The following is a 12,743-nucleotide window of genomic DNA, read 5'->3' as shown; positions in this document are numbered from 1 at the left end:
CATCGCCAGGCTTTAAATTTGAAGAAGCCCACTCGAAAGAGTGGGCTTTTTTGCATTTGAAGCAAAGTAAATTTGATTACCAAGAACTCTCCTATAAAGGCTCATCATTTTCTAAAGCCTGTATACCTTTCCTGTTTACTAAATTGATCATGAGATAGTGCTAACGCACTACCTAGTCTCTCACAATGTCACCACCTTCCACGCCTCTAGAACAGCCTTAAGCTTGTTGTTAAAACATATCGAACTCGTCTAGTCTCATGCTAGATTTAGGCATAAGAGCTGCGTCTGAGCGTTATGAGGGAGATGTGGGTAGTATGGATGATAAAGCAGAGGGGTTATAAGAAACCTTTTGGATTCTTAAGTTGGTAGAGTGCTGTAGTTTGACGTCAGGAATGTTGCCATGATACAGAGTGACTTGATTACGTCCGGAGTGTTTTGAGTAATACATGGCTTTATCTGCGTTTACCATTAACTCTTTTGTGCTTAATACTTGCCCGTCATACTCCGCGACACCAATGCTAACCGTTGTACTGATTTCGATACCATCTACTTTGCATGGCGCGTTTTGGATCGCTTGTCTGATCCTTTCTGCTACCTCATAGGCCTGTATTGCACTGGTGTTGGCTAGGATCACGGCAAATTCTTCCCCTCCCAAACGACCAATAAAATCGGTTCCACGGATCGCATGTTGGCAAATTTGGGCAACATGATTGATCACTTGATCACCGGAGAAGTGCCCAACCTGATCGTTGATCTCTTTGAAATGGTCAATATCAATCATGACGCAAGTTAAGGGTTGAGATGGATGCGAATACGAGCTCAGAGACCTATCTAGGCTTGTTAGGAATGCTCGGCGATTCAACACACCTGTTAATTCATCTGTCTCTGAGAGCTCTTTGAGGCGCCTTTCTAGCAGATGCGTTTTGGTGACATCACGCACGGACCAAATCACCAAGCTTTCATCACCTTGAATGCTTTCTACGGGTTTAATTATCGCTTCAAACCACGTTTCTTCTGGGTTCTCTAATGCTTCTAGTTCTTCTATTGGCATTAAAAGGTGGTCTTGCAGGGCGATACTGTATTTGATGACCTTAGGCTCGTTAGAACGAAGCACATCGTTAATATAACCGATCAACTCAGCAGCTTTGCTCGGCGATAAAACATCGTTTAACGTAAGGTTGGTGTAGCTTTGTGCATTGAAATGTTTTGAATGGTAAGTACCACCGAAACTTTCGATATAGCGGCCTTGCTCATTGAGGATAAAGACATGATCAGGGAGGGTGTTCAAAATGGCATGAAGCCAATCGTCCCTTTCTTTGTAAATCATGAGGTTAGTTCCTTTATCCAATGTAAATCGTTGATTATATCTGTTTGTATTGAGTTCACAATCAATACTGATCACAGTTCAAAGTATCAGACTTGACTAATGTTTGTACAAAGGTGAAGGAGAAACGTTTGGAAGAGCTGGAGTGTCAGGAGCTTGAAGCTAATAAAAAAGGCTTAGCCATTGCTGACTAAGCCTTTTTTACAAAATTACTGTATGAACTGATATTAGTTCATGCCGTACTTTTTAAGTTTTTTGCGAAGAGTACCGCGGTTGATGCCCATCATAGTTGCTGCGCGAGTTTGGTTACCGCGAGTGTACTGCATGATGGTATCTAATAGTGGCTGTTCAACTTCAGCTAGAACTAATTCGTATAGTTCAGTTACTTCCTGGCCGTTTAGTTGAGCTAGGTAGTTTTTAAGAGACGCTTTAACAGAGTCACGTAAAGGCTTCTGAGTAATCTGGTCTTGTGACGTTACTGTAGTTACTGTTAATGCTTCTGAAGTCAGATTTTGTTCGAACATATTCGGTCTAGCTCTTCTCTTAATTATGATGCAACGTTATCAAAATAACCCTCTAATGCCTCAAGCTGCAGCTCAGCTGCATCGATAGCATTGAAGGTACGACGAAACTCACTCGCTTGTTCATGCTCTTTTAGGTACCAACCAACGTGCTTACGCGCGATACGTGGACCTAAGAACTCTCCATAGAAATCATGCAGAGCGTTCACATGACCAAGCATAATGGTTTTCACTTCCTCACTTGGAAGCTCATCCATTGTGGTGCCGTTTTCCAAATAGTGATGGATTTCCTGGAAAATCCAAGGACGACCTTGGGCAGGGCGTCCAATCATTAAAGCGTCTGCACCGGTGTACTCCAGTACAAACTTCGCTTTCTCCGGGCTATCGATATCACCGTTTGCGATAACCGGAATGGATATAGCGTGTTTAACCGCTTTAATGCTGTCGTATTCGGCCTCACCTTTGTACATACACGCTTTTGTTCTGCCATGCAGTGCAAGAGCCTGTATGCCGCAGTCTTCGGCTAATTTAGCGATGTGAACACAGTTTTTATTTTCTGTGTTCCAGCCAGTACGGGTCTTTAACGTCACAGGAACGTCTACCGCGTCCACTACCGCAGTCAAAATCTCTTTGATGATGTCTGGATACTGAAGCAGTGCAGAACCCGCCAGCTTCTTATTCACTTTCTTTGCTGGGCAGCCCATGTTGATGTCGATGATTTGCGCACCGTTTTCAACACTGAATTGAGCCGCATCGGCCATAAGCTGTGGATCGGAACCGGCAATCTGTACAGAGCGAATGCCCGATTCGCCTTCATGCACCATGCGCTGTTTCGACTTTGACGTTCCCCATAGTTTCGGGTTAGCAGACATCATTTCACTGACGGCCATTCCCGCACCATAGCGAAGACACAACTCGCGAAACGGTCTATCCGTTACACCAGCCATAGGGGCTACGATTAGATTGTTCTTAAGTTGATAGTTTCCGATTTTCAAAACGTCATCACAGTTCTGTACCAGCAAGGGCGCGCATTTTACGCATTTTTTTACTGCGTGAAAAGACTAATATTTGAGCATTTACAAATTGTTTTTGTAATTTGTATGAAATTCAAACAATTAGCCCTGAAAACCTTGTCTAGCCTTGCTTACGACCGGAGATACGACACCATTCGCTTTGCTCTGCGATTGGATCAATGTGAAGCTCATCACGGTAATAGTTCGCTACGTCTTCAGCTTGAGTGTCTAAAACACCAGACATCGCTAGGTCACCATTTGGTTTGACCAAACCTTTAATGATAGGTGCAAGTTCACGTAATGGACCAGCAAGAATGTTAGCAACAACCACGTCAGCGATTAGGCCTTCAGGTTGGTTTTGAGGAAGGTACACTTCTAATTGGTCAGCAACACCATTGCGGTCTGCGTTATCGCGGGAAGCTTGAAGAGCTTGAGGATCAATATCGATCCCGATAACTTTGCCTGCGCCAAGTTTGATCGCTGCGATCGCAAGGATGCCTGAGCCACAACCAAAGTCGATAACTGTTTTACCAGATAGATCTAAACTCTCTAGCCATTCAAGGCAAAGTGCTGTCGTAGGGTGAGTGCCCGTACCGAAAGCCAGACCAGGATCAAGCATAACGTTAACTGCGTCTGGTTCTGGGACATCACGCCAACTTGGACAAATCCATAGACGTTCGCCGAACTTCATTGGGTGGAAGTTTTCCATCCATTCGCGTTCCCAGTCTTTGTCTTCTAGCTGTTCTACTTTGTAAGCAAAATCGTCTGCTAGCATGCCGCTTGCTTTGATTTGAGTGATGATGAAGTTTGTATCTGCTTCTGCATCGTACAGTGCCAGAATGTCAGTATCGCCCCATAAGCGAGTCTCGCCAGGTAGAGGTTCGAATACGGGCGTATCCTGCGCGTCTAGGAATGTTACAGACAGCGCACCAGTCTCTTCCATTAGCATGTCGCCGATTTGCTCAGCGTTTTCATTGGTCGCGTTGAGTTTGATTTGAATCCAAGGCATTTGTTTTTGCTCTTAAAGTGAATGAAGTGGCGCAGAGTTTACCAGAACTCTACGATTTGTTTGAGTATAGACTTTATACAAAACAAAAATGCCCACAGATGTGGGCATTTATTATGAGGCTAGCGAGGGCTTATTGTAGGCCTAGCTTCTTCTCTAGGTAGTGAATGTTTGCACCACCGTGCTGGAAGTTCTCATCATTCATGATTGACTCTTGTAGAGTAACGTTAGTCTTGATGCCTTCAATGATCATCTCGCCTAGTGCGTTCTTCATACGTGCAATCGCTACATCACGGTTCTCACCGTAAGTGATCAGTTTACCAATCATTGAATCGTAATGAGGTGGTACTGTGTAGCCTGTGTAAATGTGAGATTCCCAACGAACACCCATGCCGCCTGGCGCGTGGAAGCGTTCAATCTTACCTGGTGAAGGTAGGAAGCGCTCTGGGTCTTCTGCGTTGATACGACACTCAATCGCATGGCCGCGGATCTTGATGTCATCCTGAGTGAATGACAATGGCTGACCTGCTGCTACGCGTAGCTGTTCTTTAATTAGGTCAACACCGGTAACCATTTCTGTTACTGGGTGCTCAACCTGAATACGAGTGTTCATTTCGATGAAGTAGAACTCACCGTTCTCGTATAGGAATTCGAACGTACCTGCGCCGCGGTAACCGATTTCTAGACATGCACGTGTACAACGTTCACCGATGTACTTACGCATCTCTTCAGTGATACCTGGTGCTGGAGCTTCTTCAACAACCTTTTGGTGACGACGCTGCATAGAACAGTCACGTTCACCAAGGTGGATAGCGCCGCCTTGGCCATCAGCAATTACTTGAACTTCAACGTGACGAGGGTTCTCTAGGAATTTCTCCATGTAAACCATGTCGTTGTTGAACGCCGCTTTTGCTTCCGCACGCGTCATAGCGATAGCTTGAACAAGTTCCGCTTCAGAACGTACAACACGCATACCACGACCACCGCCGCCACCAGAGGCTTTGATGATTACTGGGTAGCCGATACGCTTAGCGTGAGCTTTGTTTTTGTCTTCGTCGTTATCTAGTGGACCGTCAGAGCCTGGTACACAAGGAACACCTGCTTTTTTCATTGCGTTGATTGCTGACACTTTGTCACCCATCATGCGGATGGTGTCTGCTTTAGGACCAACGAAGATGAAACCGCTGCGCTCTACTTGCTCAGCAAAGTCTGCGTTCTCAGATAGGAAGCCGTACCCCGGGTGAATCGCAATTGCACCCGTCACTTCTGCTGCAGAAATGATACGAGGGATGTTTAGGTAGCTGTCGATACCACGAGCAGGACCGATACATACTGTTTCGTCTGCAAGCAGTACGTGCTTAAGATCGCGGTCAGCTGTTGAGTGCACTGCCACAGTCTTAATGCCTAATTCTTTACAAGCGCGAAGGATACGAAGTGCAATTTCACCTCGGTTCGCGATGACTACTTTATCTAGCATAAGGCAAGCCCCGCTTATTCGATTACAACTAGTGGTTGGTCGAATTCAACTGGCTGGCCGTCTTCAACTAGGATTGCAGTTACAACACCTGATTTGTCCGCTTCGATTTGGTTCATCATTTTCATTGCTTCAACGATACATAGAGTGTCGCCAGCATTTACGCTCTGACCAACTTCAACGAATGATTTCGCGTCTGGACTTGGAGAACGGTAGAAAGTACCAACCATTGGAGAAAGAACTTGGTGACCTGCAGGAACTGCTGCTGGTGCTTCTGCTGCCATTGCTGGTGCGTCTGCTACTGGAGCTGCTGCCACTGGCGCAGGTGCTGCTACTGGAGCTGCTGCGTAATGAACTGGTGCTGGAGCAGATGCAGGGCCATTACGGCTGATGCGTACTGACTCTTCACCTTCAGAGATTTCTAGCTCAGCAATGCCAGATTCTTCAACTAACTCGATTAGCTTCTTGATTTTACGAATATCCATCTTTTCTTTCTCTTTTATCTTGTGATTAAGACAACCCCAAAGGGCTGCAGAGTGTTTGGTTTACTTTGCCTGCAATTTTGCGATTGCTGCAGACAGAGCGAATTCATAACCTTGTGCGCCCAAGCCACAAATCACCCCTTCTGCTTTATCAGACAGATAAGAGTGATGACGGAACGGCTCACGTGCGTGAACGTTCGATAGGTGCACTTCGATAAATGGGATGGCTACGCCAAGTAATGCATCACGCAGCGCAACACTGGTATGAGTGAAAGCTGCTGGGTTGATGATGATGAAGTCCACTTTGCCGTACGCAGCGTGGATAGCTTCAATCAGTTCGTACTCACGATTCGATTGCAGGTGTTCAAGTTCCACCCCAGAGTTGTGAGCTTGTTCAGTCAATGCATCAACAATCTGTGCTAGGGTGTTGTTACCGTAATGTGTCGGTTCACGCAGACCTAATAGGTTAAGATTTGGTCCGTTTAGAACTAGAATCCGTGACTTTGCAGACATTATGTTGCTATCTTCCTTTATCGTGAGTGGAACGTTTATATTCCCAAATATACGATAATTCAGCACGATTTTTTTGTTAAAACCGAGCAAATTTTAAAAAATCGACCAAGATTATAGCTAATTCACAGCAATTAGCAGCAATTTACTGGTCTAATCTCCCAATAGCCCCCGCCGTTTCTGTAACCAAGTTAACAAAAACAACATAATTGCCACGTGCTTTCTGTGGTTTATTTTGCGTCCACGCACAAAAAAGCCACCATATGCAATGGTGGCTTTTAGGGCTAGCGTTTAAAACAGGGGCTGGGTGTTATGCCAGTTCTGCCTTCTCTGCAATTAGCTTGTCTACAACGCTTGGATCGGCCAGCGTCGAAGTATCACCTAGGTTGCTGGTATCACCCGTTGCAATCTTACGTAGGATGCGGCGCATGATCTTACCAGAGCGAGTTTTCGGTAGAGAGTCTGTCCAGTGCAGCACATCTGGTGTCGCGATTGGACCTATCTCTTTACGTACCCAGTCTTTCACCTCTTTGTGCAGTTCGGCTGATGGGAATTCACCATCATTAAGTGTGACGTATGCGTAAATTGCCTGACCTTTGATGTCATGAGGAATACCGACAATCGCCGCTTCTGCAATCTTATCGTGTGCAACCAGTGCTGACTCAATCTCTGCGGTACCCATACGGTGACCTGAGACGTTCAATACGTCATCTACACGACCTGTGATCCAGTAATAGCCGTCTTCGTCACGACGAGCACCATCACTGGTGAAGTACATGCCTTTGAAGGTAGAGAAGTAGGTTTGCTCAAAGCGCTCGTGGTCACCGTAAACAGTACGCATCTGACCTGGCCATGAATCAAGGATCACTAAGTTACCTTCTGCTGCGGTCTCTTCAATGATGTTACCCATGTTGTCCACTAGCGCAGGTTGTACGCCGAAGAATGGGCGAGTTGCTGAGCCTGGTTTCAGGTCTGTTGCACCTGGTAGTGGCGCAATCAAGATACCGCCTGTCTCTGTTTGCCACCAAGTATCAACGATAGGTGAGTTTTCATTACCGATAGTCTTGTAGTACCACTCCCATGCTTCAGGGTTGATAGGTTCACCTACTGAGCCCATTACACGCAAGCTTGAACGAGATGTTCCGGCTACCGCTTCGTTACCTTTTGCCATTAGTGCTCGAATCGCTGTTGGTGCAGTGTAGAGAATGTTTACTTGATGCTTATCAACCACTTCACTCATGCGAGCCGTGCTTGGGTAGTTTGGTACACCTTCGAACAGAATGGTTTTCGCACCGTTCGCCAGTGGGCCGTAAATTAAGTAAGTATGACCTGTAATCCAACCCACATCCGCTGTACACCAGAACGTTTCACCTTCTTGGTAATCGAATACGTATTTGAAGGTCATGGTTGCGTACACTAGGTAACCACCTGTGGTGTGCAGCACGCCTTTTGGCTTACCTGTTGAGCCTGAAGTGTAAAGAATGAATAGAGGGTCTTCCGCTTTCATCTCTTCTGGTGGACATACGTCAGAAACGACAGCCGTTGCTTCGTGCCACCAAACGTCACGGTGCTCGTGCCAATCAATGTCGCCACCCGTACGCTTTAGAACGACAACTTTGTCGATGGTTTTTACTTCTGGGTTTGTCAGTGCTTCATCAACGTTTTTCTTCAGTGGTACTGCGCGACCACCACGAACGCCTTCGTCAGCGGTGATAACGATTTTCGCATCTGAGTCGATGATACGACCGGACAGGGCTTCTGGCGAGAAGCCACCAAATACCACGGTATGAACCGCACCAATACGCGTACATGCCAGCATTGCGATAGCCGCTTCTGGCACCATTGGCATGTAAAGGCAAACCACGTCGCCTTTGTGCACACCTTGCTCTTTTAGTGCGTTAGAGAACTTACACACTTCTTTGTGCAGTTCATTGAATGTGAGGGTTTTGTCGTCAGCAGGATCATCGCCTTCCCAGATGATTGCGACTTCATCGCCACGCTCGGCAAGGTGACGGTCAATACAGTTTGCAGATACGTTCAGCGTGCCGTCTTCGAACCAACGAATGTCGACGTGACCAGTATCGAAAGAGGTGTTTTTAACTTGAGTGAATGGCTTAATCCAATCGACAACTTTACCGTGTTCGCTCCAGAAGCCTTCAGGGTCGCTTACCGACTGCTGATACATGGCTAGGTAAGTGTCATTATCCGCATGCGTATGGTTTTTAATATTTTCTTTTACCGGATAAACGTGGGCTTCGCTCATGGCTTCTCTCCTTGTGCCTTTAATTCTCGACCTTCGTCTTTTGTAGGGCTGTTTCCGTTCTTTCGTCTGTGATTCATCAAGAACGTTGCTGTGCATATAACTGTCAGTCACAGCGCGTATTTCCACAATTAGACTTTAGGATGAGAGTGAGGAATGCGCCGCGATATTGCTGAATTTAAAGCGAATGTGGGAGGTGGATCGAAAGCTGAGTGTTGAAGCTATTGGGTATAAGGCACGCTCAGGTTTGGTAAATCGCCTTTGGTTAGGCGCACATACACCAAAGCCGCGGATTTTGCGTCTTGCAGGGCGTCGTGTTTGTCTTGAATCGGCAGTTCGAGGTGCTTACAAATCGCATCAAGACTTAAGTCGAAGTAGGCGTTAGGTAAATGACGTTCTAGCTTGTCGTGATAAATCTGGCTCACTTCGATGAGCGGGTTAGGTAGTGGAAAGCCTAAATGCCTCAGACAAGCGAGGTCGAGGATCTTTTTGTCATAGCGAATGTGGTAGCCGACTAAAGGACGGTTGCCGATAAAATCGAGCAGCTTGATGAGCGCTTCTTTTTCGCTGATGCCATCCACCAAATCTTGGTGGCGAATATGGTGAATTTTTACCGATCCTGAATCGAGTGATTGCGGGGCACGAAGTCGAACTTCGAACGGTTTGCTGGTAATGATGCGATTATCGATGATTTTGGTTGCAGCGATGGTGACCAGCTCGGCTCGATTTGGGTCCAAGCTGGTGGTTTCGCAATCGAGAGAGACAAATTCGCCTTTTTGCGGCGAACAAAACAGTGGCTGATAAGGTGAGCCCTTCAGCTTGTAATGCCAGTATTTCCTTTGTAGCCAATTCATCCCTGTTACCTCTCGTCTTATTTGCCTAAAAGACTCTAATCACGGATTTGATAATGGAAGCCTAAGAACTGCTTAAACTTCTTCACCACATGTAAGCTGTGGCGTAGCAAGTCTCGTTCTGTCCTGTCTAACTGTTTGATGTCGATGTTGTTCAGTGCTTCTTGCTTACTCAATTGCTGGTTCAAACGGATCTTGAAGAACAGCTTCAGTGCCTCATTGAGGTTATCGGCGGTTTCTGGTTCTAAGATGCGCTTGTTTCTCAGTGCTTCGATACGCTCGAAGGTGTTCTTCTCTTCAATCGCGTATTCCAATGCCAAGGTGCGAATACCATGTACGATAGGGAAAATGCCACCGCGCTTAATATCTAGCCCATCTTTAGCACTTTTTACGTTACCAAACAGAGTAAGAGGCACGGAAAATTGCAGAGCAGGACGAGTGAAATCGGACAGAATCAACATACGATCTTTCATGCTGTCTCTAAGGTGCTCGGCGATAGGCGTGAGCAACTCTCGATTGCCTGCGACCGCATGAGCGTCACTGAAGATGGCTAAATCCATGATTTGTTCTGGCTGCGCTTTGGCAATCCAACCATCGAGCGTTTTAATCCAGTCTTGCTGCGTTCGAACCCACTTCGGATTGTTAACCATGACTTTGCCTGGGCAGAGTGGATAGCCCAGTTGCTGCAAGGTGTGAGTGAGGGTTTGCATGACTTCGGAGCAATGTTCCCATTCCAGCCCATCTTGGATGATCAGTGCGTTGTCTTGATCGGTTTTGAGGATTTGCTCTCCACGACCTTCCGAGCCAAGAACAATCAGACAACAGTGATCGTGCAGTGCTGGTGGCACCACAAGCTCAAACGCTTTTTCGATGATTTGTTCATTTACAGCAGATATCAGCTCCATGATGAAGCGAGTGCGGATGCCGTTGGTCAGCAAGCTATCCACCAACTGACGCTGTCGATTGGAAGCAAGGGCTAACTCTTCCACGCTGGTTGCTCGCGCTATGCTGAGTGTCAGTACGTGTGAGTGAGTGGAGAACGCACTGAGGATTTGCGTCATATCCAGCATACCGACCGCGTGATTGCCTTCGCACACCATTAGACGCTTCATGCGGTTGCGCGTCATGGTGATCATGGCGTTAAACAAGAAGTCACCATCATCCACGTGATAAACAGGGAAGGTTGCGATCTCACTCACTGGTGTATCGAGTGGGTGGTCGTCAAGCATCACGGCATGGAGCATATTGGTTCGCGTCACTATCGCGTAGGGATGCGCCGATGGATATTGCTCTAGGCGTGGGTCATCTTGGTTAAGCTGAACCAAAGCGGCATCAATGCCATTGTCTTTAAGTGTTTTAGTGACCTGATTAATTGGCATATCAGGTGCTAATAGCATCGGTGGATGATAGATGCTGCTATCGACTTTAGTCAGAATGAATTCCGCAAGGTTTTGCTGCTGTTGAGCCGCTTCAATGAGGGCTTGGCGTTTGGATAAGTTGTTATCGAAGTAGGCAGCGAACTGTCCGTTCTCGTTATACAGCTCAAGAAACACTTCTTTCGGTAGCAAATACGAGAGGGTATCTTCCAGTGCTACATACTGATGGCGTACGCTTTCTTCAAACAAAGACCGCACATCAAACATGTCGTCGTTAGCGTAGTGAGCAAACACTTCGTCTTGATCTTTTGAGCGTTCTTCTACAGCGCCTTTAATCAGCACGTGCAGGTGAGGGTTGTCTTGCCCACAAGCTAAAATGACATCTCGCGTTCGGTAGTACGCCACATCAAGAGACGAGCGCAGTCGATTTTGCTGTGCGTCAGTCAAGCGGTCGAACGGTGGAGATTGCATATTAAATTTGTCAGGCATGAGAGCACCTAAATTTGGTGGGAACACATTCTAAGTCTGACAAATTTCCCTGCCGAAGCCAGACGACTTTGGTCTAAATCGTCACAATCTAATTTTGCATTTCGAGACCCTGTGCCATTGAGGAAACGGTAAGTTGCCGATTCTTCCCTTTTTCTATTACGCATTGCGATCCATAATTCCGCGTCCCAAACGTTTACGTGGCGGAAGTCGTTAGTTTTTGTCGTTTTTTAGGATGTCAGTGATGTTGAAACCCTCTCCGTATGGCTGGATTTCCCAGTACTTTCTCGGATTCTTTTTTGCGTATGGCGTGTATCTGCCATTTTGGTCGTTGTGGTTTAAAGAGCAGGGCGTTTCTCCAACAGATATTGGTCTGTTAGTGGGTCTAGGTTTAGCGACGCGCTGTGTGGCGAACATGGTACTTACCCCACGTTTGCATAAAGTCGAACACCTTATGCCTGCATTACGCTGGTTGAGCTTTGCTGCCCTTATATTTGTTGGTTTCCACTTTTTCACTGGCGGCAACTTCTGGTTAATGGCGCTTGCCACCGTCTTGTTCAACTTGTGTTGTGGTCCTGTCGTGCCTCTGTCTGATGCGATGGCGAACTACTACGCTCGTTTGAAAATGCTCGATTACGGTCGTACCCGTTTGTGGGGCTCGGTTGCCTTTATTGCAGGCTCGACTGTGGTGGGTTACTTGGTGGCAGAGTTTGGCTCGGACATGATTTTGTACACGGCGATGATCGGTGTGTTTATCTCGCTCTTGTTTGCAATGCGTAACACCAATCCAATGCCAGTGACACGTGATGGTCAACACTCTGAGCGTCCAAAACTCTCAGCGTTGCTGACGGATAAACCAGTCGTGAAGTTCCTTGTGTTGATGGCGTTAATCCAAGGCAGCCATGCGGCGTACTACGGTTTTAGCGCGATTCACTGGAAAGCGGCTGGTCATTCAGAAGATGTGATTGGTTACTTGTGGAGCTTGGGCGTGGCAGCTGAAGTTGCTGTGTTTGCTCTGAGTAAGCGTCTATTCGCAGGCTGGTCTTTGCGCACTCTGTTTGTGGTTGCTGCTGGTGGTGTGATGCTACGTTGGGGCATGACTGCGTCTACGACCTCTATTTTGGCGTTGGTGGTAGTGCAAATGCTTCACGGCGTGACGTTTGCAATGGCGCACATTGCTGCCATTCAATACATCCAGAACTCAGCAGAGAACAAGATGGTGGCATTGCAGGCACTATATAACGCAATTCCACTGGGTGCGTTTATCGCCTTGATGACAGTGATCAGTGGTTGGGGCTACGAGCACTGGGGTGCGAATATCTTCTGGTTGATGGCGGCGATGGGCTTTATTGCACTGTTTATCAAAGTTGATCCTCAAAATGATGAAAGTCATGTGGTTGATCTCTCAGCCAATGCGCCCGAAGCACAGAATTAAGCTTC

Annotated in this window: 11 protein-coding genes; 1 reads left to right on the top strand and 10 read right to left on the bottom strand. The window is 46.8% G+C overall.

Features of this window, described 5'->3' with window-relative positions; all coding sequences use genetic code 11:
- Positions 1 to 292: 292 nt before the first annotated feature.
- The 10 genes from H735_RS27440 to H735_RS27395 all read right to left on the bottom strand — a co-directional run bounded on the left by H735_RS27440 (position 293) and on the right by H735_RS27395 (position 11,306).
- Positions 293 to 1,327 (bottom strand): sensor domain-containing diguanylate cyclase, encoded by a 1,035-nt coding sequence (locus H735_RS27440; protein WP_020194814.1) that lies wholly within the window; start codon positions 1,325 to 1,327, stop codon positions 293 to 295.
- Positions 1,328 to 1,551: 224 nt separating this feature from the next.
- A complete protein-coding gene (gene fis / locus H735_RS27435; protein ID WP_000462885.1) occupies positions 1,552 to 1,848 on the bottom strand; it encodes a DNA-binding transcriptional regulator Fis in 297 nt (98 codons plus the stop codon).
- A 23-nt stretch (positions 1,849 to 1,871) separates the two neighbouring features.
- On the bottom strand, positions 1,872 to 2,840 hold the full coding sequence (dusB, locus tag H735_RS27430) for a tRNA dihydrouridine synthase DusB (RefSeq protein ID WP_032803127.1): 969 nt from the start codon (positions 2,838 to 2,840) through the stop codon (positions 1,872 to 1,874).
- Between the two features lie 139 nt (positions 2,841 to 2,979).
- Positions 2,980 to 3,867, bottom strand: a complete 888-nt coding sequence (gene prmA / locus H735_RS27425) for a 50S ribosomal protein L11 methyltransferase (RefSeq protein WP_020194815.1) — start codon at positions 3,865 to 3,867, stop codon at positions 2,980 to 2,982.
- Positions 3,868 to 3,997: 130 nt separating this feature from the next.
- Positions 3,998 to 5,341, bottom strand: coding sequence for an acetyl-CoA carboxylase biotin carboxylase subunit (gene accC, locus H735_RS27420; RefSeq protein ID WP_005440401.1), 1,344 nt, complete (start codon positions 5,339 to 5,341; stop codon positions 3,998 to 4,000).
- A 14-nt stretch (positions 5,342 to 5,355) separates the two neighbouring features.
- Positions 5,356 to 5,823 (bottom strand): acetyl-CoA carboxylase biotin carboxyl carrier protein, encoded by a 468-nt coding sequence (accB, locus tag H735_RS27415; protein WP_009707873.1) that lies wholly within the window; start codon positions 5,821 to 5,823, stop codon positions 5,356 to 5,358.
- Positions 5,824 to 5,883: 60 nt separating this feature from the next.
- A complete protein-coding gene (aroQ, locus tag H735_RS27410) occupies positions 5,884 to 6,333 on the bottom strand; it encodes a type II 3-dehydroquinate dehydratase (RefSeq protein WP_005428757.1) in 450 nt (149 codons plus the stop codon).
- Positions 6,334 to 6,640: 307 nt separating this feature from the next.
- Complete coding sequence (gene acs, locus H735_RS27405) at positions 6,641 to 8,593, bottom strand: acetate--CoA ligase (RefSeq protein WP_005428764.1); 1,953 nt, start codon at positions 8,591 to 8,593, stop codon at positions 6,641 to 6,643.
- Positions 8,594 to 8,811: 218 nt separating this feature from the next.
- Positions 8,812 to 9,444 carry a 3'-5' exonuclease gene (locus H735_RS27400; protein WP_005440406.1) on the bottom strand — a complete coding sequence of 211 codons (633 nt, stop codon included), beginning with the start codon at positions 9,442 to 9,444 and terminating at the stop codon, positions 8,812 to 8,814.
- Between the two features lie 35 nt (positions 9,445 to 9,479).
- Entirely contained in the window at positions 9,480 to 11,306 is a 1,827-nt protein-coding gene (locus tag H735_RS27395) for a DUF294 nucleotidyltransferase-like domain-containing protein (protein ID WP_020194816.1), read from the bottom strand.
- A gap of 241 nt (positions 11,307 to 11,547) precedes the next feature.
- Here H735_RS27395 and H735_RS27390 point away from each other — a divergent pair, with 241 nt between their 5' ends.
- Positions 11,548 to 12,738 (top strand): 3-phenylpropionate MFS transporter, encoded by a 1,191-nt coding sequence (locus H735_RS27390; protein WP_020194817.1) that lies wholly within the window; start codon positions 11,548 to 11,550, stop codon positions 12,736 to 12,738.
- Positions 12,739 to 12,743 lie beyond the last annotated feature (5 nt).

This window comes from Vibrio owensii CAIM 1854 = LMG 25443 (assembly GCF_000817815.1).
Classification (GTDB): Bacteria; Pseudomonadota; Gammaproteobacteria; order Enterobacterales; family Vibrionaceae; genus Vibrio; species Vibrio owensii.
The sequence above is the reverse complement of the archived record's forward strand: the minus strand, read 5'-3'. Positions and strand labels throughout refer to the sequence as shown.

Coding starts and splice junctions, on each gene's coding strand:
- H735_RS27440 (WP_020194814.1), bottom strand. CDS start 1,327: ATGATTTACAAAGAAAGGGACGATTGGCTTCATGCCATTTTGAACACC.
- fis (WP_000462885.1), bottom strand. CDS start 1,848: ATGTTCGAACAAAATCTGACTTCAGAAGCATTAACAGTAACTACAGTA.
- prmA (WP_020194815.1), bottom strand. CDS start 3,867: ATGCCTTGGATTCAAATCAAACTCAACGCGACCAATGAAAACGCTGAG.
- accC (WP_005440401.1), bottom strand. CDS start 5,341: ATGCTAGATAAAGTAGTCATCGCGAACCGAGGTGAAATTGCACTTCGT.
- accB (WP_009707873.1), bottom strand. CDS start 5,823: ATGGATATTCGTAAAATCAAGAAGCTAATCGAGTTAGTTGAAGAATCT.
- aroQ (WP_005428757.1), bottom strand. CDS start 6,333: ATGTCTGCAAAGTCACGGATTCTAGTTCTAAACGGACCAAATCTTAAC.
- acs (WP_005428764.1), bottom strand. CDS start 8,593: ATGAGCGAAGCCCACGTTTATCCGGTAAAAGAAAATATTAAAAACCAT.
- H735_RS27400 (WP_005440406.1), bottom strand. CDS start 9,444: ATGAATTGGCTACAAAGGAAATACTGGCATTACAAGCTGAAGGGCTCA.
- H735_RS27395 (WP_020194816.1), bottom strand. CDS start 11,306: ATGCCTGACAAATTTAATATGCAATCTCCACCGTTCGACCGCTTGACT.
- H735_RS27390 (WP_020194817.1), top strand. CDS start 11,548: ATGTTGAAACCCTCTCCGTATGGCTGGATTTCCCAGTACTTTCTCGGA.